22 protein-coding genes are annotated in these 21,954 nt (G+C 68.9%); 11 read left to right on the forward strand and 11 right to left on the reverse strand.

The annotated features are described in order from the left end of the window. Positions 1-105 precede the first annotated feature (105 nt). The 5 genes from OHB21_RS26795 to OHB21_RS26815 all read right to left on the reverse strand — a co-directional run bounded on the left by OHB21_RS26795 (position 106) and on the right by OHB21_RS26815 (position 4,654). The gene (locus OHB21_RS26795) at positions 106-267 is read right to left on the reverse strand and encodes a hypothetical protein (RefSeq protein ID WP_195126750.1); all 162 of its coding nucleotides are present in this window, start codon (positions 265-267) and stop codon (positions 106-108) included. Further along, entirely contained in the window at positions 264-1,184 is a 921-nt protein-coding gene (locus OHB21_RS26800; protein ID WP_195126758.1) for a short-chain dehydrogenase/reductase, read from the reverse strand. The genes OHB21_RS26795 and OHB21_RS26800 overlap by 4 nt, the downstream gene beginning before the upstream one ends. Beyond that, complete coding sequence (locus OHB21_RS26805; RefSeq protein ID WP_067512501.1) at positions 1,181-2,659, reverse strand: flavin-containing monooxygenase; 1,479 nt, start codon at positions 2,657-2,659, stop codon at positions 1,181-1,183. The genes OHB21_RS26800 and OHB21_RS26805 overlap by 4 nt, the downstream gene beginning before the upstream one ends. A gap of 85 nt (positions 2,660-2,744) precedes the next feature. Continuing rightward, positions 2,745-3,776 (reverse strand): PDR/VanB family oxidoreductase, encoded by a 1,032-nt coding sequence (locus OHB21_RS26810; protein ID WP_195126751.1) that lies wholly within the window; start codon positions 3,774-3,776, stop codon positions 2,745-2,747. Continuing rightward, a complete protein-coding gene (locus tag OHB21_RS26815; protein ID WP_067512497.1) occupies positions 3,773-4,654 on the reverse strand; it encodes a metal-dependent hydrolase in 882 nt (293 codons plus the stop codon). The genes OHB21_RS26810 and OHB21_RS26815 overlap by 4 nt, the downstream gene beginning before the upstream one ends. Positions 4,655-4,752: 98 nt before the next feature. Between OHB21_RS26815 and OHB21_RS26820 the strand changes: the two genes are divergently transcribed. Then, positions 4,753-5,364, forward strand: coding sequence for a TetR/AcrR family transcriptional regulator (locus OHB21_RS26820; protein ID WP_324192289.1), 612 nt, complete (start codon positions 4,753-4,755; stop codon positions 5,362-5,364). Between the two features lie 219 nt (positions 5,365-5,583). Here OHB21_RS26820 and OHB21_RS26825 read toward each other — a convergent pair whose 3' ends face one another. Further along, positions 5,584-6,612 carry a hemolysin family protein gene (locus OHB21_RS26825; RefSeq protein ID WP_067512494.1) on the reverse strand — a complete coding sequence of 343 codons (1,029 nt, stop codon included), beginning with the start codon at positions 6,610-6,612 and terminating at the stop codon, positions 5,584-5,586. Next, positions 6,605-7,954, reverse strand: a complete 1,350-nt coding sequence (locus OHB21_RS26830; protein ID WP_067512491.1) for a hemolysin family protein — start codon at positions 7,952-7,954, stop codon at positions 6,605-6,607. Before OHB21_RS26830 ends, OHB21_RS26825 begins: the two co-directional genes overlap by 8 nt. Before the next feature lie 330 nt (positions 7,955-8,284). Between OHB21_RS26830 and OHB21_RS26835 the strand changes: the two genes are divergently transcribed. Continuing rightward, positions 8,285-8,524, forward strand: coding sequence for a hypothetical protein (locus OHB21_RS26835; RefSeq protein WP_067512490.1), 240 nt, complete (start codon positions 8,285-8,287; stop codon positions 8,522-8,524). Further along, complete coding sequence (locus tag OHB21_RS26840) at positions 8,521-8,874, forward strand: type II toxin-antitoxin system PemK/MazF family toxin (protein ID WP_067512488.1); 354 nt, start codon at positions 8,521-8,523, stop codon at positions 8,872-8,874. The genes OHB21_RS26835 and OHB21_RS26840 overlap by 4 nt, the downstream gene beginning before the upstream one ends. 41 nt (positions 8,875-8,915) lie before the next feature. Here the strand turns inward: OHB21_RS26840 and OHB21_RS26845 are convergent, their stop codons facing one another. From OHB21_RS26845 to OHB21_RS26855, 3 genes are all read right to left on the reverse strand, one after another. Further along, positions 8,916-9,899 (reverse strand): hypothetical protein, encoded by a 984-nt coding sequence (locus OHB21_RS26845; RefSeq protein WP_195126752.1) that lies wholly within the window; start codon positions 9,897-9,899, stop codon positions 8,916-8,918. Positions 9,900-9,904: 5 nt separating this feature from the next. Beyond that, positions 9,905-10,120 (reverse strand): hypothetical protein, encoded by a 216-nt coding sequence (locus OHB21_RS26850; protein ID WP_067512484.1) that lies wholly within the window; start codon positions 10,118-10,120, stop codon positions 9,905-9,907. 642 nt (positions 10,121-10,762) lie between these two features. Continuing rightward, entirely contained in the window at positions 10,763-12,016 is a 1,254-nt protein-coding gene (locus OHB21_RS26855; RefSeq protein ID WP_195126753.1) for a PucR family transcriptional regulator, read from the reverse strand. A 278-nt stretch (positions 12,017-12,294) separates the two neighbouring features. Between OHB21_RS26855 and OHB21_RS26860 the strand changes: the two genes are divergently transcribed. The 8 genes from OHB21_RS26860 to OHB21_RS26895 are packed head-to-tail and all read left to right on the forward strand — an operon-like array spanning position 12,295 to position 20,205. After that, a complete protein-coding gene (locus OHB21_RS26860) occupies positions 12,295-13,170 on the forward strand; it encodes an MlaE family ABC transporter permease (RefSeq protein WP_328436190.1) in 876 nt (291 codons plus the stop codon). After that, positions 13,170-14,033 (forward strand): ABC transporter permease, encoded by an 864-nt coding sequence (locus tag OHB21_RS26865; protein ID WP_113974979.1) that lies wholly within the window; start codon positions 13,170-13,172, stop codon positions 14,031-14,033. The genes OHB21_RS26860 and OHB21_RS26865 overlap by 1 nt, the downstream gene beginning before the upstream one ends. Before the next feature lie 18 nt (positions 14,034-14,051). After that, entirely contained in the window at positions 14,052-15,065 is a 1,014-nt protein-coding gene (locus OHB21_RS26870; protein WP_195124087.1) for an MlaD family protein, read from the forward strand. Continuing rightward, positions 15,062-16,066, forward strand: coding sequence for an MlaD family protein (locus OHB21_RS26875; RefSeq protein ID WP_067514595.1), 1,005 nt, complete (start codon positions 15,062-15,064; stop codon positions 16,064-16,066). Before OHB21_RS26870 ends, OHB21_RS26875 begins: the two co-directional genes overlap by 4 nt. Then, positions 16,054-17,091, forward strand: a complete 1,038-nt coding sequence (locus OHB21_RS26880) for an MCE family protein (RefSeq protein WP_228788426.1) — start codon at positions 16,054-16,056, stop codon at positions 17,089-17,091. Before OHB21_RS26875 ends, OHB21_RS26880 begins: the two co-directional genes overlap by 13 nt. Further along, positions 17,061-18,188: an MlaD family protein gene (locus tag OHB21_RS26885; protein ID WP_232331948.1), complete on the forward strand. Its 1,128-nt coding sequence runs from the start codon at positions 17,061-17,063 to the stop codon at positions 18,186-18,188. Before OHB21_RS26880 ends, OHB21_RS26885 begins: the two co-directional genes overlap by 31 nt. A gap of 5 nt (positions 18,189-18,193) precedes the next feature. Further along, a complete protein-coding gene (locus tag OHB21_RS26890; protein ID WP_195124088.1) occupies positions 18,194-19,249 on the forward strand; it encodes an MlaD family protein in 1,056 nt (351 codons plus the stop codon). Next, positions 19,246-20,205 carry an MlaD family protein gene (locus tag OHB21_RS26895; protein WP_195124089.1) on the forward strand — a complete coding sequence of 320 codons (960 nt, stop codon included), beginning with the start codon at positions 19,246-19,248 and terminating at the stop codon, positions 20,203-20,205. The genes OHB21_RS26890 and OHB21_RS26895 overlap by 4 nt, the downstream gene beginning before the upstream one ends. Before the next feature lie 100 nt (positions 20,206-20,305). Here the strand turns inward: OHB21_RS26895 and OHB21_RS26900 are convergent, their stop codons facing one another. After that, positions 20,306-21,535, reverse strand: coding sequence for a serine hydrolase domain-containing protein (locus OHB21_RS26900; RefSeq protein WP_324191936.1), 1,230 nt, complete (start codon positions 21,533-21,535; stop codon positions 20,306-20,308). Between the last annotated feature and the right edge of the window lie 419 nt (positions 21,536-21,954).

A 21,954-nucleotide genomic window follows, 5' to 3' on the forward strand; every position in this document is an offset into this window, starting at 1 on the left:
CTCGTCTCCTAGCTCCGAGGCGTCTTGCGTAACGTCGTTTCACTATCGGCGGTAGCGCGCGGGGCGGTACGGCTCTGTGAGCGGACTCGCAGACTCCCCGGGCGGCTATGAGGCGATCGCGGTGGCGAGCACCATCCGCGCCCCGGTGGCGATCCAGTCGGCGTCGAGACCGGTGAGGAACCGGGCGCGCTTCGCCTCCGCGTCCGGATCGATCGAGGTGGTGTGCGAGAAAGCGGCGGTCGCTGTCGCGTAACGAGTTGCGTTCACGGGGTGGGCTTTTGGGAGTCGAGCGGTGGCATCGGGAAGAGGCGGGGCGCTGCGCCGAGGCGTTGCCGCTCGATCTCGCGGAGTAGGGCGTGCACCGTCGCGTCGGCGGCCAGGCTCGCGTCGAGCGCGACGTTGATCGCGCCGCGCAACAGGGCGTAGGGCTGCCAGCCGGCGGGTGCGATGGTGCGCGGGGCGCGGCGGGCGATGCCGTCGGCGAGGACGCGGGCGGCTTCGGTCGCGGTGATCCGCACGTTCAGCGGCCACGGCAGCAGGGCGTCGAGGCGGCGGCCGAGGTCGTCGGCGTCGAGCATGGCGTGCGTCATCGCGGTGTCGACCACGCCGAAATACGCCACGCCCGCGCTGGCGCCGCTCGCGGCCAGTTCCACCCGCAGCGCGCGGCCGAACTGCTCGACCGCGGCCTTGCTCATCATGTAGGGCGAGCCGCCCATGCCGGGGGCGAACGCCGCGCACGAGGACACCACCACCACGTGCCCGCGCCGCTCGACAATGTGGTTCAGCGCCGGGTGCACGGTGTTGAACACGCCGGTGAGGTTGATTCGCAGGACGCGATCGAAATCGGCGGGGTCCATGGTCCGCACGGTCGCCGGAACCGGGGTGATACCGGCGTTGGCGACGACCACGTCCAAGCGGCCGAACCGGTCGATCACCTGCGATACGGCGCGGGCCATCGCGGCACGATCGCCGACATCGGCCTCGACGGCATGGGCGCGCCTGCCGAGGTCTTCGGCCACCTGGCGTGCGGCGACTGCATCGATATCGACCACGGCGACCGAGGCTCCGCGATCGTGTAGCAGGGTGGCAAGCTCATAACCGATACCTTGCGCGGCGCCGGTGATGAGGACTGTCTTGCCCGCGACGTCGAACCCGCCGCGCGTCAACGGAAGCGCGAGTTTCACTGGACACCAACCCGTTCCGCGACGATATCGACGTCGTAGGACCCGATGTCGAAGTGTTTCGTGCGCCGGCGATACTCGAAACTCCAACTCGGATACAGTCCGGCGTTCTGCCCGTCGGCAGTGGTGTAGTAACTCTGGCATCCACCGGTGAGCCACACGGTTTCGCTACTGCGCCTGGCCATTTCGTCGACGAAGTCGTTCTGCACGGCGGGGCGCAGCTCGACGCGCCGCACGCCCCGGGCACGGAGGGTGACCAATGCGTCGACGATGTAGGCGATCTGCGATTCGATCATGTAGATCGCGGACTGGTTCCCCGCGACACCGAACGGGCCGAGCGTGCAGAAGAAGTTCGGGAACCCGCTCAGCGCGGTGCCGAGATAGGTCTGCGGCCTTTCGCGGTACAGGTCGGCGACACTGCGCCCCGTGCGGCCGGTGATGCGCTCGTAGGCGGTCGGTGTGGAGGTGAACCCGGTGCCGAAGATCAGGGTGTCCACGGGGATCTCGGCGCCCGCGCGGGTGCGGATCGCGTGGGGGAGGACCTCGGCGATGCCGTCGGTCACCACCTCGACGTTGTCGCGCTCCAATGCGGGGAAGTAGGCGTCGGCGAAAATGGCGCGCTTGCAACCGATCACGTAGTCCGGCGTGACCTTCTCACGCAGACGCGTGTCGCGGATCTGACGGAGCAGTTGGGCACGGCCCAGGAGTTCGTAGGGATGGCGGAAACGGTTGTCCACGAACCCGACCAGGCCGAAACCCTCGATGAGCACGTACCAGGTGCCGCGAATGGCCTTGCGCACCAGGGGAACACGGCGTAGCAGCAGCCGTTCGAGGTCCAGTGTGCCGCGATCCATCCGGGGCACGATCCAGGGCGCCGAGCGCTGGAACACCGTCAGCGCGGCCACTTTCGGCGCGATCTCGGGGATGAACTGCACCGCCGACGCACCGGTGCCGATCACGGCGACCCGCTCGCCGGTGAGGTCGTGTTCGTGATCCCAGTGCAGCGAGTGGAATGTCTTGCCCGCGAACGAGTCCAGCCCCGGCAGGTCGGGGTACTTCGCCTCGGTGAACACACCGGCCGCCGAGAGGAAGTAGTCGGCGGTGAGTTCACCCCGCGACGTGCGCAGGCGCCACACCGCCGCGTCCTCGTCCCAGCGCGCTTCCAGGAGTTCGGTGTTCAGCCGGATGTGACGCACCACATCGTGGTCGGTGGCCACCCTGCGCAGATAGGCGAGGATCTCGGGCTGCTTGCCGTAGGTGCGCGACCAGTTCGGATTCGGTGCGAACGAATAGCTGTACAGGTGCGAGGGCACGTCACAGGCGCACCCGGGATAGGTGTTCGCCTGCCAGGTGCCGCCCAGGTCGGCGGCGCGCTCCAGCAGTACCAGATCGCGGAAACCGGCTTCGCGCAGCTTGATCGCCAGGCCGATGCCGCCGAATCCCGCCCCGAGGATGACGATGTGGTGGTGTTCGGTCATGGTCGGCCGATCCTTTCGTGCGGCACGGCGACGACGCCGTCGGATGTTGCGGTCATCGACCTGCCTCCGGGAGGTGTGGATGGGATCAGAGGTCGAGGACGAGCGCGTCGCCCGCGGCGCGGGACACGCAGGTGAGCATGCGGTCGGTGCGTTCGTCCTCCGGCAGGAGGCGGTCGCGATGGTCTACCGCACCCGCCAGCACGCCGGCCTTGCAGGTGCCGCAGAAGCCCTGCCTGCACGAATAGACGACACCGGGCCGCACGCGGCGGATCGCATCGAGCGCGGTCTCCTCGGCGCCGACCCGGACCGTGTGGCCGGAGCGGGCCAGGGTGAGGTCGAAGGCGCGCCCGTCGACCACCGGCAGCGCCGAGAAGCGTTCCGTGTGCAGGGAACCCGTGGGGTTCAGGGCGAACGCGTGACGCTGCGCCGCCTCCAGCACCGGCGGCGGACCGCAGACGTACATGGCCGCGCCCGGTGCGGCGTCGGCGAGGAGCGCGGGAATGTCGGCGAGGCCGGACTCGTCGTCGGGGCGCACGACCGCACCCGCGGGCAGCTCCCCGAGAAACGGCATGGTCGTGCGGGAGCGACCCAAGTAGACGAGCCTGCCGCGTTCTCCCGCCGCGCGCGCCATCGGCAACAGCGGCGTGATGCCGATGCCCGCCGCGAGGAACAGATACGACGGCGCGGACTCGACGTAGGTGAACGCATTGCGCGGCCCGCGGATGCGCAGCCGGTCGCCCGGTCGCAGTGAGTGCATCTCCAGGGAACCGCCGCCACCGTCGGCTATGCGGCGCACCGCGATTCGGTACCGGCGACGATTGCGGGGGTCGCCGCACAGCGAATATTGGCGCTGCCGACCGGAATTCAGGAAGACGTCGATGTGCGAGCCCGGCCGCCACGACGGCAGCGCCGCGCCGCCGGGACGCGCCAGCGTCAGGCTCACCACATCCTCGGCCTCAGGGGAGACGGTGGCGACCACCACGTCGATGTCGAAACCGTGCAGGCGCACCGGATTCGGCCGGGAGAGCGCCGGTGTGGTGACCACCCGCTTGTAGACGCCGAGGGCGGCACTCAGGGCGCGTAGTCCCCGCGTCGCCACCGCGCCGGGCGCGGTCATGCCCGCGCCGCCGGTGAATGCGCGAGGTAGCGCAGGGCGTTGTCCATCGAACCCAGTTGCGACGGATGGAATCCCGGGCGCAGGTAGCGCGGCATCTCGGTGAAGAACGTGGTGAAACTCGGGATCACCCCGCGCACCGTGGCGCTGGCGAACTGGTACAGCCAGTTCTTCCCCTTCGCCGGGCTCGGGTCCTTGCGATACAGGTATGCCGTCGATATCACGAAGAGCGGCAACAGAAGTCCGCTCGCGAGCAGCCCGGTGCGGGCGCGGCGCGCGTAGCCCCCGTCGACGTACATGTAGGCGTCGAACACCACGCTGCGGTGCTCGACCTCCTCGGCCCCGTGCCAGCGCACCAAGTCGAGCATGGTGGGGTGCATCCCGGCGCGCGGCAGTGCGTCGGCTTCGAGCAGCCACTCGCCGATCACGGCGGTGAAATGCTCCATGCCCGCGAACAACCCGAGCCGTTCCTTCAGCCACTCCCGTTTGGCCGCGCCGCTGAGACCGTGATCGCCGAGCACGTTGTCGGCCAGCCAGGCCACCTTCGCCACGAACGAGGCGACATCGAGGCCGAGCGACTGGAGATGGTCGCGCGCACCCTCGTGACTGCTCGCGTGCATGGATTCCTGGCCGATGAACCCGGCCACCTCCTCGCGCAGGCGCTCGTCCTCGATGAGCGGCATCGCCTCGGCCAGACAGGCCGCCATGGCACGTTCGCCCTCCGGCAGCACCAGGTGCATCACGTTGGTGACGTGCGTCGCGAGCACCTCGCCGGGGATGTAGTGCAGGGGGACCGTGGAGAAGTCGAAGTGGACGTCACGCGCGTGGATGGCGTGGGCTTCGTCCTGATAGGAGCGCCTCGTCGCGCTGTCGTCAGCCATGGATCTACGCTAACAAAGCAACATATTTCATGGCAATGTTGCAGCCACAAATCATTCGTGTTTGTTGCAGAAGCCTCGGCTGCTGTTACCGTTGAGCCGTGCCTTCCCCCGCCGAGACCTCGCCCGATGTGTCCGCCGCCGACACCATCGAGGAGCGCATTCTCGACGGGGCGCTGGCGCAGTTCGAGCGGGTGGGCGTGAAGAAGTCGACGATCGAGGACATCGCGCGCCGGGCCGGGGTCGATCGCGTGACGGTCTACCGGCGCATCGGTTCCCGCGATGACGTGGTGCGCGCCGTGACCGCGCGCGAGGTGCGGCGGTTGCTCACCGAACTCGACGAGATCCCAGAACGGCACGAAACCCTCGACGACATCGTCGCGGACGTGTTCGTCACCGTGATCACGCGCTGGCGCACGCACCCGCTGATCGAGCGCCTGCTCGCCCTCGAGCCGGAACGGTTGCTCGGGCAGGTGACCACCGAGGGCGGACCGCCCTTCCTGATGTCGGTCACCACGACCGTCGCGATCCTGCGTCGCGCGGTCGAACGCGGCCTGTGCCCCGACCACCCCGATCTCACCGATCGTGTCGAAATCGCTTGCCGCGTAGTGCATTCCCTCATCGTGCAACCCGTGGGCGCGATCGACCTGGAGTCCGCCGAACGGCTCGACTCCTTCGCCCGCACCTACCTGGTGCCCATCCTCAGCCGCTGATACCGGCCGTGTCGAACGCGGGCGGACCGAAGCGATTCCGCGATCGACCGGGTGCCCGCACCCAGCGTGCGAGCCGGCGACCACGTCGGTGTGCGTGCCGGTGAACGCGTCGGCGTGTGTGCCGGGTGACCGCCCCGGCATTCGAGCCGGCAACGCGCCGGCGCCCGGCCCCTCGAGCGAGGAACCGGGCGCCGGCTCGCGGTTGTCGCGCGGCGGCACTCAGCCGCCGACGGCCTCCTGATCCGACGCCATCGGCAGCAGGCGCTGCAGGACGTCGGTGATGGTGAGCAGACCGACCAGCTCGCCCGCGTCGGTGGTGACGACGGCGAGATGGTTGCGGGTCTCCCGCATGGTGCGCAGCGCCTCGTAGACCGGCGTCGTCGCGGTGAGGGTGGTCACCGGACGCAGCAGGTCGACGGCGGTGGTGCCCGGCGCGGCCGTGAGGCTGTCGCGCACGTGCACGAAGCCGCGGATCGCCGCGCCGTCACGCACCAGCAGGCGCAGGTGGCCGGTGGTGCGCGACGCCGTCTGGATGTCCTCGGCGGTGGCGCTCGGGGTGACCGCGCTCGGCGTGGTGTCGGCCCGTGCGATATCGCCCACCGTGAGCTGCTCCAATTCCAGCGCGCTGGTGAGGTTGCCGTGGTAACGCTCGTCGAGCGTGCCCGCGGTCGCGGAATGCTCCACCAGGTGGCGCAGCGCGGCCGGGTCCTGACCGGACTCGACCTCGTTCACCGGGGTGACGCCCACCTTCACCAGGCACCAGTTCGCCGCGTGGTTCAACGCGACCAGCAGCGGACGGGTGAACCACATGAACGCCCGCATCGGGATCGCCAGCAGCGTGGCCGACTTCTCCGGATGCGCGATCGCCCACGATTTCGGTGCCATCTCGCCGACCACCAAGTGCAGGAACGTCACGATGATCAGCGCCAGCACGAATCCGGCCACATCGGCCGCCCACAGCGGCGCGCCCCACGTCTCGAACAGAGGTGTCAGCCAGTGGTGCACCGCCGGTTTCGTGATCGCGCCGAGCGCTAGCGTGCACACCGTGATGCCCAGCTGCGAGCCGGCCAGCAGCACGGACAGCTCCGTGGAACTGCGCAATGCCGCCCGGGCCGAACGGCTGGTAGCCGCGGCGTCCTCGAGCCGGTGCTTGCGGGCGGCGATGAGGGCGAACTCCACCGCGACGAAGAACGCGCTGGACGCGATCAAACCGATCGTGACTACGACGATGACGACGGGATTACTCATCGTCGACCTCCCGCACGGTCAGCAGTACCGAGGACGGCACGTACTTGTCGACCGCTCTGACCTCCGCGATCACCGTGCGCCGTGGCGGCGGTTCGTCGGTGAGGAATTCGTGGCCATTGGGCGGCAGCGGGATCTCGACACGTTCGCCGACCTCGGGCAGGCTGCCCGACGCGGCGATGACCAGGCCCGCGATGGTCTCGTAGTCGCCCTCGGGCAGCGCCAGGTCGAGCAGGCGCTCCACCTCGTCGAGGTGCAGGTCGCCCGCGACGAGCCAGCCGTCCCCGGCCTCCACGATCGGGGACTCGGTGCCGGTGTCGTGCTCGTCGTCGATCTCGCCGACCAGTTCCTCGGCGATGTCCTCGATGGTGACGACGCCGGCGAACCCGCCGTACTCGTCCACCACCAAGGCCATCTCCTCCTTGGCGGCGCCCAGTTCGGTGACCACCTGGGTGAGCGGCACCGACTCCGGCACCAGCACCGCGGGCCGCGCGCGGTCGCCCGCCGTGCCCGTGGCCGGTCCACCCAGCAGGTCGTGCAGGTGGATCACGCCGCGCAGGTCGTCGCTGGAGGCGCCGACCACCGGATAGCGGGTATGCCCGGTGCTCATGCGCACCAGTACGTCGGCCACCGGCTCGTCGACGTGCACGGTGTCGACGCGGGCGCGGGGGATCATGGCGTGCTCGGCCGTGACGGTCGGGAAGTCCAGGATCCGGTCCAGCAGGGTGGACAGCTCCGGCGGCAGCTCGCCCGCGTCACGCGAGGCGGCCACGATGTGCTCGAGGTCACGCGGCGTGGCCGAGTGCTCGACGTCGTGGACCGGCTCGATGCGCAGCAGGCGTAGCAGCGCATTGGAGGACTGGTCGAACAGCCAGATCAGCCAGCCGAACAGGCGCAGGTAGACGGTGGTGGACATGGCCAGCCAGCGGGCCACCGGTTCGGGCCTGGCGATGGCGAGGTTCTTGGGGAACAGCTCGCCGAACAGCATCTGGACGATGGTGGAGAAGGCGATGGCCAGAACCGCACCGATCCCGACGCCGACGGCGGTCGGGATGCCCACCCCGCCGAGCAGCTCACCGAATCCGCGGCCGATGAGCGGCTCGGCGACGTAGCCGACGAGCAGGCCGGTGACGGTGATGCCCAGTTGGGCGCCGGACAGCATGAAGGAGGTGCGGCGAGTGACGGTCAGGGCGCGCGCCGAGGCGCTGTCGCCCGCTTCGGCTCTGGCTTTGAGCCGGGATCGGTCCACCGCCATATAGGCGAATTCTTGAGCGACGAAGTATCCGGTCAGGGCCGTGATGAGAAGCACGACCACGATGCCGAGGAGGATGCTCACCACGGTCACCGCGACATCACCCGGTGGGCAGATCGCGGAGGGGGATCATCCGGGGGCGGGCAGGGTTTTCGGTGTTTGCGCGAGGCGCGTTTCATGATCTCTCTTCTGTAGCGGATGCCGACGCCACCGAGAGTAGGACAAATCGAACCGATCGGCATGCACCGACGCCCTCTTTCGGTGTGATGTCGAGCGGCGCCCGGGCGAGGGGCGCGGCGCGCGGGTGAACCGCCGGACGACTTGGCCGCCGTCCACTGGCCGCGGCCCGGAGCTACCACTTCGGGTATCCACGTGGGTATGACTCTTGGGTATCCTTGGTGTATCCAGTCCAGGAGGTGTGCCATGAGTTCCGCGATGTCATCCATGAAGGTGGAGCAGGCGGTGCGTGAGCGGGTGAGCGCGCTGGCGCAAGCGGAGGGGCGGACCGTCTCGCAGACCATCGCCAATCTGCTCGACGAGCATGATCGCCGGATGCGATTCGCCGCCGTCGCCGCCGCGTACGCGGCGGCGGATACGGAGTACGCCGATGAAGTCGCGGCGTGGGACGGAGCGCTCGAAGACGGACTGGACGACGCCGAGTGAGCGCCGCGTCGCGGTTCCGGCCGGGTGATGTCGTCTGGACCGATCTCTCGCCGACCAAAGGTCGTGAGCAGAGGGGGCGTCGGCCGGCGGTGATCATCTCCACCACCGACTATCTGCGAGCGGTGCGCGATCTGGTGATCGTGGTCCCGGTGACCACCACCGATCGCGCGTGGCCGCATCATGTCCGGCTGCGCGGCGAGGCGGTCGGGTTGAAAGCTTCCTTCGCCATGACCGAGCAGCCACGGACGATCAGCACCGCCAGGATAGCCGGAATCGCCGGCACGGTCGATGCGCGGACGCTGGGCGCCATTCGGCGGTGGATCAGCGATTTCGCCGTGATGGAGGCTTAGCCGGAGGCGGGTGGCGGCCGATCGGTCGCCACCCGCTGCGCTCATTCGGCAGGGCCGGTCCGTTCGGCGACCAGCTCGCGGGTCGGGTCGTCCAGGCGGTCGCCCAACGCGCGCAGGACTCGTTGCGCCGCAGGGCTTTCCGCGCCGTCGAGGAGCGCGCCGACCAGGTTGCCGCCGCCACGGGACAGGCCGTCGGCGAGGGGCTGGAGCAGGGCGTCGTCGACGGCCGAGAGGGCGAAGAGCAGTTCCTCGACCGCGCCCTCGCGCACGGCGACGGCCAGCACGCGGTCGACGGCCGCCTCGTCCAGATCGGACAGGAAATCGCGGGTGATCTCCTCGGCCAGGGGGGATTCCAGCCGGGAGAGCACCGAGATGCCGGCGACCAGGGTGTCGTCGGAGCCGGTGAGCGAGGCGCGGACAATCCGGAGCCTGCGCTGTTCGGGCAGCACCCGGACGATGTCGTTGAGCCGGTCGGTCGACGGGGTGAGCGCCGCGGTGTGCAGCAGGCCCACGTCGTCGGTGATGCCGCGCTCGAAACCGCGGATCAGCTCGTCGGTGGCGTACTCCACGAAACGCGACGCGGTGGTGTACTCCTTGCGACGCAGCAGCTCGTTCGCGCCGGGCACCAGCACCTCGGCGGGCAGCCGGGGCGCGAGCACCGGGATGGCCCTGGGGTCCAGGAACGGCGCGGCGTCGGCCATGTACTCGGCGGTGAGTTCGGCGAGCAGGCCCGCCGCGCGATCGGGGTGGTCCAGTCCCACGGCGCCGCCGGCGCGCCCGCCGACCTCGGGCGGGATCGCCTTCAGCGCCACCTTGGCGGCCAGCGCGTTGGGCACGAGCGGCGCGAGTTTGCTGACGCGGGCGAAGGTGGCCGCGTGCGCGTCGAAGAGGTGATCGGAGATGCGTTCGCGCAGTTCGCGCAGGTCCTGGGCCCCGAGGCGCTCGAGGCTCGCCAGCTCCTCCGGGGCCACGTCGAGGGTCTGGGCGAGGATGCGCAACTGCCCGCGGGTGCGCAGATCGGTCATGGGTCCTACCTCCCGAACAGGATCTTGCGCGCGGGGATGCGCACCAGGCGCGGCAACACCTCGAGCGCGCTGTTGATCGCGCTGTCGAGGCTCTGCTGCTGCCGCGTCTGCGCGCGCCGCAGCGACGCGAGCAGTGTCGTCGCCTCCTCATCGCTGAGGCGGTCGATGATCTCGCGCGGTTCGGCGAGCACGGCCCGCAACTCGCTTCTCGGATCACTCATTCGAGGGGTTCTCCTCATGGTCGGTTGAACTCGGTTACGCGGTGCGGGCTCGTAGCCCGGCAAGTGATTCGGTGTGGGAGGCGGTCGATCTCGGCGGATTCCGGCACGATCGCGGGGTGGAGTACAGGCATCCGTGATGGCAGGCAACTCGCCGCGAGCCGGTCGGCGGTGAGTTCCGTGTCGGGACAGGGCATCTCGCCGCCCGACATCGGGGTGAGCTGGAAGCCGTGCGGATCGGCGCCGGCGGGCGGCTCGGGTGCGACACCCCCGGCTGGCGCGCACCGCCGCCGTTCCGAGCGGATCGCACCAAGCGTGAACGCCGAGCGCGTGGGGCCCGCCGGGGGAGGCCGTCGGCGACGTCGTGCGCGGCGAATGCGCGGTCTGCGACGTCATCGGGCAGCTCCTCGGTACGGTGTCACCTCGCCGCGCGGCCCGCACGCCGTCATCGGCGTGTGGTGATCCGCTTGTGGCCCAGTGCTTTTCGCGTGGCTACGCGCAGTGCGCGGCGGCCGTGTCACCGGCGCGGCCGCACGCCGCGGTGCTGTGGTCGAGGCTCAGTATCGACAACCGTCTGGGTCGGTGTCACTGCACCGGTGGGAGAAACGGGCCATCGAGATTTGTCTCCCGAAACAAACAAGGAGTTCAGGAAGGCGCGTCGTTCTCGATCACCGTCTGAGGCGGATAGAGCCGGTAGACGGTCAGCGCGGCCGCCAGCAGGCGCGATTCCCCGGGGTCGGACGGATCGAATCCGGTGAGCTCACCGATGCGGCGCAGCCGGTAGCTGAAGCTGTTCGGATGCAGATGCACCTCGGCGGCGGCCGCCTTGCGGTCGGAACCGTGCTTGATGTGCGCTTCCAGCGCGTCGATCAGATGCGGATGCGCGACGAGCGGAATGATGCGCTGCGCCAAGCGATCCCGCGACCGGCCGGGCCGCGTCAGCTGGTATTCGAGCATGAAGTCGTCGAGGAGGTAGGTACCGGTGGGTCGCGAGAGAGCTTGGGCCAGCCCGCCGATCTCGGAGGCCTCGGCGGCGGCCGCGGTGAGATCGGCGGACGGCACGGTCCCCGCGTCGATGACGATGACGTCCGCGCCGACTTTCGCGGCGAGATCGGCGGCGAGATTCGCATACGGCGCGTGCTGGGCCGACGGCGCGAGGGCGGGCAGCAGCGCGACCCCGTTGTTGCCGTCGAAGGTGTTGAGCGCGGTGGTGCCGGCGAGGGTGTCCAAGGCCTGCTGCACCAGCCGGACTCGCTTGCGCGTCACGGCGTTCACGGCGAGTGGAACGGTCTTGTCGAAACGGCCGATACGCAGGGCGAGCACGTCGTAGGTCTCGGCCACGGTGATATCGGCGCGCGCCGCCAGTTCGGTGGTGTCGGCGCCCTTCAGCAGGGCCGCGCACAGGGCGCGCCGGGCTTCGCGCTCGGTGCCGTAGATGGATCGTTCCACCTCCGTGTGCGCCTCGGCCATCGCCATGGTGAGGAGCGTGGCGATTTCCAGCAAGCGGTCGGAGAACGCGAAGAGGTCGGGCAGATCCTCGGGTTCGGCCGCCGTCCGCGCCTCCTGCCAGAGCCGGACCGACCAGCCGTACACCGACCGGATCAGAAGCTTCAGCGGAATCCGGTCTTCGGCGAGCTGCCGCACCGTGGCGCCGACGACGTCGTCGAACTCCTCGGCGGTGAGCGAGCGCTGCTCCTCGATCGATCGGAGGACCGCTGCGGTCATCTGCACGATGGTTGGCATGAGCTCGTCGTGAAAGTGCCCCTGGGGCAACGCTTCTGTGCCGGGGACCGCCGCCAGGCCCGCCTCGAACAAGGCGTCCAGGAGGTCGGGAAGCCGGGGGAGGATGCGGCCGATGATCGGTGCGTCGATCGTGAGGTGGTGCTGGGGATCGAACATGGCGGCATTGTGGTCGCCCGCCCCGATTGCTGCAAATTGCCTGCCGCGCCCGGCGCCGGTAACGCAGGATGCCGGTGTCCCGAAATCGGGGACGGGACGCCCGCGTGTGGTGCACAATCCGGTAGCACCGGGGAGTTAGTCTTCGGGCACTAATCGGCCGGGGTGATCTTCTTGCCGACGTGCAGTGACAGTCCTCCGGTGAGCGCATAGATTCGGACACCGGCTCGACTATGGCTCGGGTCACAGATTTCAGCGGGCGGGAAGGACGGCAGGCTTTGGTGGGAACTTTCCGCGGCACCGGGCAAACGCCGGAGGTTCCCCCGTTCGAGAAGCCGGGCTCGCCAGTGTTGCGGGTAGTTCGCGACAATTTCTCGGACACGGTGGTGTCGTCGTTGCGGACGTTCGGTCGTGCGGTGGGGATGGCGCAGGAGTCGGTGGCTGGAACGGTGGGTGACTTGGTGCGCCGGGAGTTCCAGTGGCGGGAGACGTTGGTTCAGGCGTGGCGGTTGGTCACGGTGACGACGGTGCCTGCGATTTTGATGGCGATTCCGTTCGGTGTGATCGTGTCGATTCAGGTGGGGAATCTGATTCATTCGTTGGGGGCGGATTCGTTGTTGGGGGCGACGGGTGGTTTGGGTGTGATCAAGCAGGGGGCGCCGATGGCGACGGGGTTCTTGTTGGGGGGTGCGGGGGCGGCGGCGATCGCGGCGGATTTGGGTGCGCGCACGATTCGGGAGGAGATCGATGCGTTGCATACGATGGGGATTTCGCCGATTCATCGGTTGGTGATTCCGCGGATGGTGGCGATGTTGCTGGTGGCGCCGTTGTTGAATGTGTTGATCATTTTTGTGGGTGTGTTGGCGGGGTATGCGGTGGCGATCGGTGGGCAGGGGGTGGTGCCGGGGTCGTATTGGGCGACGTTTGGTTCGTTCACGACGGCGGCGGATGTGTGGGTGTCGTTGGTGAAGGCGTTGATTTTCGGGTTTTTGGTGGTGATCATCGCGTGTCAGCGGGGGTTGGAGGCGAAGGGTGGGCCGCGGGGTGTGGCTGATGCGGTGAATGCGGCGGTGGTGTTGTCGGTGGTGTCGATCGTGTGCGTGAATTTGTTGTTGACGCAGGTGACGGCGATGTTCTTGCCGACGAGGTTGGCGTGATGGCCGTATCCCCTTACGTTCCAGGCGGTTTCGGCAAGGTCGTGCGCAAGGCGCGCGCGCTCGCGTCCTGGCATCCCCTCGAATCACTGGGCTTCACCGCGGCGTTCATCTGGCAGACCCTCAGCGCGATTCCGCTGACCGTCACCCACTACCGCGCCGAGACCATGCGCGCCATCACCAACATGACCTGGGGCCGCGGCTCGGTGATCGTCGGCGGCGGCACCGTGCCGATGATGATCGTGCTTGGCCTGGTCATGGGCGCCTCGGTGGCCGTCGAATCCTTCGCGACCCTCGACATGCTCGGCATGGGTCCGGTCACCGGCCTGATCTCGGCCTTCGCCACCACCCGTGAACTCGCGCCCATCGCCGCGGCGGTCGGCTTCGCGGCGCAGGCCGGCTGCCGGATGACGGCGGAGATCGGGTCGATGCGCATCTCCGAGGAGATCGACGCCCTCGAGGCGCTGGGCCTGAGGTCGGTGCCGTTCGTGGTGACCACCCGCGTGATCGCCGGCGCCATCGCGATCGTGCCGACCTTCCTGATCGCGCTGATCCTGGCCTACCTGGCCTGTCGCGGTGTGATCACGCTCGTGCACGGCCAGTCCGCGGGCGTCTACGACCACTACTTCTTCCAGTTCGTGTCCGGATTCGACGTGATCGCCGCGGTGATCAAGGTCGCCATCTTCGGCACCGTGGTCATCCTGATCCATTGCTACTTCGGCTTTTTCGCCACCGGTGGTCCCGAGGGGGTCGGCATCGCGTCCGGAAGGGCGGTGCGCGCCAGCTTCGTGGCGATCATCGCCGTCGACATGGTCCTGTCCATCGTGCTGTGGGGCTTCAGCACCGCGATCACTTTCCCGGGGTAGGGGATGCCGAGTTACGGAATGCCCGGTGTCGCGATCGACAAGAAGCAGTCGACGCGCACCGCACTCGCGCTGCTGCTCGTGCTGGCGCTCGTGATCGTCGGCTGGCGCGTGTACAGCGGTACCCGTGAAGAGGAGGGCATGCGCCTGGCCTTGCACACCGAGCAGATCGGCGACGGCATCGTCGCCGGGACGCTGGTCCGCGCCGACGGCGTATTGGTCGGTGAGGTCACCGAGGTCGCGCCCGCCGAGGCGGGCACGCAGCGGATCAGTCTGCTGCTCGACCCCGACCTGCTCGAGGGGCTGGACGACAGCCTGCGCGTCGACTACGCGACCGGAAACCTGTTCGGTATCAGCGAGATCGCGCTGCGGCCGGGCTCGGGCGGTGCGCCGCTGCGCTCGGGCAAGGTCATCGATATGACCGGCGGGCAGGCCGATCGCGCCTACGACGCCACGATGGGCAGTCTGCTGCGCAGCCTCTCGCAGGTGAGCGGCGAAGTGCTCACCCCGCAGTTGGCGTCGGTGCTCGCGCAGCTGGCGGGCGACATCCGCGCCTACACCCCGCTGTTGCAGTCGATGGTGGTGCTGTCGCGCACGGTCGCCGACGTCCAGACGCTGCCGATGTCGTTGCAGCTCGGCCAGTACGGGCGCGCGCTGGACGGGGGCGGCGTGTTCATCGGTGCGGTCCTGCAGGTGATCGATCAGGTGTACCGGATCCAGACGCTGCGCGAGGACCGGCCCGATATCGACGCCACCATCACGGCCGTGATCGAGGACATCTTCCCGTCGCTGGAGAACGCGATGTACAGCGCCGACGCCGGATTCGGCGGCTACACGGCGCTGCTGGCGCCGATCCTGAACGCGGCCGCGGGCACCGTGTCGGACCCGCAGCGGTCCAGCGCGGAACTGCGCGCGCTGATCGACCGGCTGCGCGCGGCGATGCCGGACACGCCGGACGGCCCCGTGCTCAATGTCGATGTGGACCTGAACGGTTTCCCCGTGCTGGCCCCGGTTCTCGGTGGAGGTGTGCGATGACCTCGGTGCGCGGAGCGGCGTGGCGGCTCGCCGTGTTCGCCGCCGCGATGGTGGGTGTGCTGGTGTTGATCATCAGTGCGATCCAACGGCCGGTGGGCGGTGCCTCCGACTCCTACGACGTGCTGTTCACCGACGCGAACGGCCTGAAGACCGGCGACGACGTGCGCATGTTCGGCGTGCAGGTGGGCAAGGTCGAGTCCATCGACCTCGACGGGAACCAGGCGCGCGTCGGCATCACGGTGCGCCGGTCCTCGCCCGTCTACGAGAACAGCCGCTTCGCCATCCGCTACCAGAACCTCACGGGGCAGCGGTATGTCGATCTCCAGCAGGAGAGCACGCCCACCGGGCGCACGCCCGCGGGTTCGACCATCGGCACCGACCGCAGCATCCCGTCCTTCGACGTGACCGGTCTGTTCAACGGGCTGAAGCCGGTGCTGGCGACGCTCTCCCCAGAATCGCTGAACCAGTTCGGGGAGAGCATGCTCGCCGTCATCGAGGGCGACGGCACCGGCATCGGCCCGGCGCTGGACGCCATCGGCATGCTGAGCACCTACGCCACCGATCGCCAGCAGGTGATCTCGGTGCTGATGCGCAATCTGGCCGAGATCTCCGACCAGATCGGCGGGCGCTCACCGCATCTGGTCACCCTGCTGGGCAAGGTCGCCGACGTGTTCACCTCGTTGCAGATCAAGGTCGAGGGCCTCATCGACTTCGCGCTCACCGCGCCGCCGGTGCTCGATCCCGTCGATTCGCTGCTGGCGACGCTGGGGTTGACCGAGGACGCGAACCCCGACGTGGACAACATCGTTCGGAAGCTGTTCCCGAATCCGCAGGAGTTGGTGGAGATCCTGAGCAGCCTGCCCGGACTGATCGCGGGCTTGCGGGAGTCGCTGCCCGCCAAGACCGGCACCGAGCTCTCGTGCAGCCGGGGCTCGGCCGAGCTGCCCGCCGCGTTCGCGGTGCTCGTCGCGGGGCAGAAGGTGTCGGTATGCAACCGATGACCAAGGTGCGCAAGGCCTTCGGCGGTGATCGCCCTCGCCGCACAGAGCAGGCGAAGCTGCGCCACGATCTGCGGCTCGGCATTCTCGGCGCGGTGCTCGTGGTGCTCGGCATGGTCGCGGTGGCGGTGCTGTACACGGTGCCGTTCGGGCGCGAGACCTATACCGCGGAGCTCACCGAAGCGCAGTCGGTGCGGGTCGGCGACGATGTGCGCCTGGCCGGCATCTCGGTCGGCAAGGTGGAATCGCTGGAGCTGCAACCGGAACGGGTGCTGATGACGTTCTCGGTGGACTCGTCGGTGTTCCTCGGCAGCGAGACCTCCCTCGACATCCGCATGCTCACCATCGTGGGCGGGCACTACGTGGCGCTGTTCCCGGCGGGCGAGGAGCCGCTCGGCGACCGGATGATCACCGCCGACCGGATCCGCCTGCCCTACAGCCTCGTCCAGGCCTTCCAGGACGCCGCCCAGCCGCTGCGCGAGATCGACGGAAACACGTTGCGCGACAATCTGACCGCCATGGCCGACTCGCTCGAGGCCAGCCCCGACAGCTTGCGCCGCACGCTCGACGGCGTCGAGCATTTCGTGGATGTGCTGGATCAGCAGCGCGCCGACGTGTCGCGGGCGATCGCGCTCGCCGACGAATACCTGGGCGCGGTGTACCAGGCCAAGGGGGAGCTGGGCAGGTTGGTCGAGCGGATCAACGTGCTGGAGACGGTGCTCGCCGACAAGCGCACCGAGGTGCGCACCGCCGTCGAAGCACTGGATCGGGTGATCAGCAGGCTCGCCGCGCTGCAACCGGCGTGGGAGACGACGCTGAAGCCGATGGCCCAGCAACTCGCGGCGGCGGTTCCGGAGCTGGAGCGGCTCGGGCAGCAGTTGCAGCCGCTGATCGACGACGTGCACGCGCTCGGCGAACGTGTCGGGACGTACTTGCCGCCCGAAGGCGGTGTGCGCGTGGATCATTCGGGCGCGACGATCGAGGTGCCCGAGGGTGTGTGCGTGCCGGTGCCGGGGAGGGTCTGCTGATGTTGCTGCGTTTCCTCGGATCCCGCGGATTCATGTCGGTGGCGGGTGCGCTCGCGATCGGTGTGCTGGTCGTGGTGGGCTACGTCGTCGCGTTCCAGCCGTTCAAGAAGACCGAAACCTATTGCGCGCTCATGCCCGACACCATCGGCTTGTACGTGGGCAATCACGTGACGATGCGCGGCATGCCGGTCGGCGAGGTCACCGCCATCACGCCGTCGCCGGAGCACGTGCGCGTCGAATTCACCGTCGACGCCGCCTATTCCCTGCCGGCCGCCGCCTCGGCGACCACCGTGTCCGACACCGTGGTCGCCGACCGCGACCTGGCGCTGGTGAACGTCGACCCCTCCGAACAACTGCGCGACCCCGCGGAGTGCATCACCAAAACGCTGACGCCCAAGAGCCTCACCGAAACCCTGGGCGCGCTCGCCGAACTCTCCAGCGAACTCCTCGGTCCGCAGGACTCCGAGCAGAACGCGCTCGCGCGCGGCATCGGCGCGCTGAACTCGGCGACCGCGGGCACCGGGCCGCAGCTCAACGAGATCATCCGCAAACTCGGCACCGCGCTGCACTCCCCGGACGCCGCCATCGGGCACCTGGCCGGGCTGCTCGATTCGCTGGCCGCGCTGTCGAGCACGGTGGCGGGGCGCTGGGGCGATATCAAGTCCATGATGCTGCGCCTGTCGGACGTGCTGGACAACGTGAACAACGAGCTGTTCAACCGGACGGTGGAGATCATCGACAGCTTCCAGAAGCTGTTGCCGATGCTCAACGACATCACCACGCTGTTCGGCGATCCGATCCTGGACGTGCTGGACGCGGCGGTGCCGCTGGTGCGGCTGCTGGGCGACAACGTCGACGCGCTGCGCGACATCATCACCAAGATACCGGCGCTGACCGGTGCGTTCACCACCGTCGCCGGGCCCGGTGCGCCGGGACTGACCTACGCGCCGCCGCGGGTGGCGCTACCCGAACAGGATGCGAACCAGATGTGCGCGCTGATCAACGCGGTCTCGCCGGGGCGGTGTGCGCCCGGCGCGGACGGCAGGCCCCAGGTCGACCTCGCGCAGTGGGTGCTGGCGATGACGGGGGCGAGGTGATGGGTATGACCCGGCGACTGCGGCGCGGCGCGGGGGCGATGCTGCTCACGGCGGTGTTGCTGACCGGTGGCTGCGCGTTCGATCCTTCGTCGGTCCCGGTGCCGGGCGCCGGTGTCTCGGGCCCGACCTATCAGGTGCGCATCGAGTTCGCGAACGCGCTGAACCTGCCCGCGCGCGCCCGGGTGATGGCCAACGGCGCGCAGGTCGGCACGGTGACGACGGTGTCGGTCGTGGACCCGGGCGAGGCCTCCGGTGGCGGCGGATACGTGATGGTGGACACCGAGATCGAGGACTCGGTGCGGTTGCCGCGCACCACGATCGCGCAGCTGCGGCAGGAGACGGTGCTCGGCGACATCCACATCGCGCTGCTCACCCCGCCCGACGGGTTCGCCGACACGCTCGCCGACGGTGACACGCTCCCGCGCGCCCAGACCATTCCCGCCACCCAGATCGAGGACACCATGGCGGGCATCGCCACCTTCGTCCAGGGCGGCGCGATCGGCCAGTTCCAGGACATCATCAACAGCCTGAACGCGGTGCTGCCGCCGGATTCGAAGGAGACGGCGCGCATCTCGGGCGTGGTCGGCGCGAACGCGTTGGACCTGGCGGCCAACCTGGCCGAGGTGGACGCCTTCCTGAACGGGTTGAGCACCGATGCCGCCGTGGTGCACGGGATGGGGGAGCGCACCGCGGAGATGCTGACCGAGCCCGCCGTGCAACAGATCTCGGCCTCGGTGGAGTCCATCGTCAACGTGGTCGGCGTGCTCGGCGCGCTGGGCAATGTCGCGCACTCGCTGGTGTGGCTGGCCCCGCTGGCGCAGTCCGGTGACGCGGCGGCGCGCGCGTTCGTGCCGCTGGCCTTCACCTCCCGGCCGCTGGACCTGGACGCGCCGTCGAACCTGAACGCGCTGGTGGCCCTGATCCGGGATCGCATCATCCCGTTCGTCGAGCGCGGGCCGAAGGTGAACGTGGTCGGTGTGTCCACCGACGGGCAGGTGTCCACCGACGATCAGGTGGATCAGATCGTCCGGACACTGCGCATGATCGGAGCGGTGCGGTGAAACTGTCGTCGGCGCTGTCCTTCTCGGCCATCGGCCTCATCACGGTGCTCGGGATCGCGTACCTCACCTTCGGCGTGGTGCGGGTCGACCCGCTGCGCGAGGACGTGCACGCCACGCTGGTGCTGCCCAATTCCAGTGGGCTGGAAACGGGTTCACCGATCCTGTACCGGGGTGTCGAGGTCGGGGAGGTGACCGGCGTGCGGCGCGGCGCCGGGGAGGTGCGGGTCGAGTTCCGGGTCGGCCGCGACAGTGATCTGCCGGTGGACAGCGATATCACCATCGAGGCGCTGTCGGCGCTCGGCGAGCCCTATATCGAATTCCGGCCCACCTCGGGCGGCGGGCCTGTCGTGTCGGATGGTCAAGTGTTGCAAGGGCTTCGGATCCAGGCACCTATCTCCACCCCGGAAGTCGCGCGGCTGGTGACGCAGGCGATGAACCAGCTCGACCCGGAAGCGATCGGCGAGTTCATCCAGACCTTCGGCCTCGCGCTGGAGGGCACCGAATCGATCACGCCCGGCCTGGCGCGCTCCACCGATCTGCTCGCCGCCGTGATCATGAGCCGCTCACCCGCCATCGGCACCATGCTCACCGATCTCCAGTCGATCGCGACCGATATGTCGTGGGCCGACCCTGCCTTCCGCGCGGCGACACCGGATTTCATCGAGTTCGGCCGCCGGGTGGACGAGATCGCCGAAGCCGTCGGCCGGCTCGCCCGCACGGGCGAATCCCCGGAGATGTACTTGGAGGGCAACGGGCTGGTGCCGTTCCTCCAGCGGCTGAAGGCCTGGATCGACGTGGTGGGACCGGATCTCGCGCCGCTGGCGCCCATGCTGCAACCGCTGGCCGACGCCGCCGTGTATTCGATCCCGCAGGTCGATATCAGCGCGCTGATCAGTCAGGCGTTGCAGGCCACCGAACCCGAAGGCGCGGTGCATATCCGAGTGAACGTCAAATGAGCCGGACGGTCGAGGAGCGGGAAACCTTGGTGCGCAGGTAATCTCGATCCATCGGTCGATGCTGTGAGGGCCCGGCGCTCGCCGGGCCCTCACACGCAACTCAACCGGCCTTGCGCAGATCCGCCGGACCCGCGTCCGCCTCGCTCGCCGCCGACTTCACGATCGGCGTCAACAGCCTCGCGATGATGAACTGGTCGCGGGGCAGCCGCGCGGCCTCGGGCAGCCAGTTGTGCACGAACCCGACCGACAGGCCGCTCTCCGGATCGGCCCAGCCGGCCGACCCGACGAAACCGATGTGCCCGAACGCGCGGGGCGCGCCCAACACCGGCAGCGAGTGGTAGCCGAGCCGCCAGCCCATCGGCAGGAACAGGTTGCGGTCGGGCAGGATGGTCTGGATACGCGACAGCGCCCGCACGCGGCCCCGCGAGATCCGCGGGTTCTCACCGGCCAGCAGGCTGTACACGGCCGCGATGCCGCGCGCGGTGAACACGCCGTTGGCGCCGGGCATCTCCCCGCGGAGGATGGCGGGGGCCTCACCGGACGACAGGTTGCCGACGCCGGGGGTGTAGATCGCGCGCACGAAACCGAGGCCGGGCACCGGTCCCAGCGACGCGGCGCGCAGCACGTCCTCGGCGCGCGGGATGCCGAACGGCACCGGGGAACCGTGCGATCCGGCCACCGTGGTCGGGGAAGTCGGGGGCGGGGTGCCCAAGTGCAGGCCGTCCACGCCCAGCGGTTCGGCCAGTTCGGTGCGGTACAGCTCGCCCATGCCCTTGCCGGTCACCGCGCGCGCCAAGCCCGCGGCCAGCCAGCCGAAGCTGATCGCGTGGTAGGCGGGCAGGCCGCGGAAGCGGTCGGGTTTGGCGGCGGCGAGGCGCTCCTCCATCAGGTGATGGTCGAGCATTTCCTCGAGGTTCTTGGCCAGCGGACCCACCCGGGACAGGCCCGCGCGGTGGCTCATCATCTCGGCGACGGTGATCGACTTCTTGCCGTTCGCGCCGAACTCGGGCCAGTACTCCGCCACCGGCGCCTGGTAGTCGATGAGCCCGCGCGCGGCCAGCAGGTGGATCACGGTCGAAGTGATGCCCTTGGAGGTGGAGTACGACAGCGCGGCCGTGTTCTCCGTCCACGGGGTTTCGCCGGTGTTGTCGGCGGTGCCGGTCCAGATGTCGAGCAGCGGCTCGCCGTGCCGGTAGACGGCGAGGGCGCCGCCGCCGCGGTTCTGGCCGAACAGGCGGGAGAACGCCGTGACGACACGCTCGTAGCGCGCGTCGGCGACGCCGTGGACAATCGGTCCGCCCTCGGGGCTTTCCACAGGTTTCGACACCACGATCACACCTCACAAGTCACCGTTGACCAGCGATCGGGTTCTGTTTTCGGGACCCGATCCTCGTTCAACGATACGGAACATACCGGCTATTCCTGAACCTCGAAGTCACAGAAAACGCCCGGATCGGCGAATTCGCACTCCGGGCACGAACGATGTGGCCCCCGATTCGTCACCGGACACCGCGCGATATCGGACAAATCGGTCAGGGATTGGAATCATGCTGCTCCGGGTCGTTGCCGAAGGTAATGACACTGGTCCGGAGGAGGCATGGTGGCGAGCGGGGACAGATCGACCTCCGGGTGTCGAGTCCGATGAGTTTCGGCAGGGGCGCACCGCTGGCGGGGGCCGACGACACGCGACGCGACGGACGCACCCTGCGCTCCGGCCTGGCGATCATGACGCGCGGCTGCCTGCGCCAC

The organism is Nocardia puris (assembly GCF_036051655.1).
GTDB classification, from domain to species: Bacteria; Actinomycetota; Actinomycetes; order Mycobacteriales; family Mycobacteriaceae; genus Nocardia; species Nocardia puris.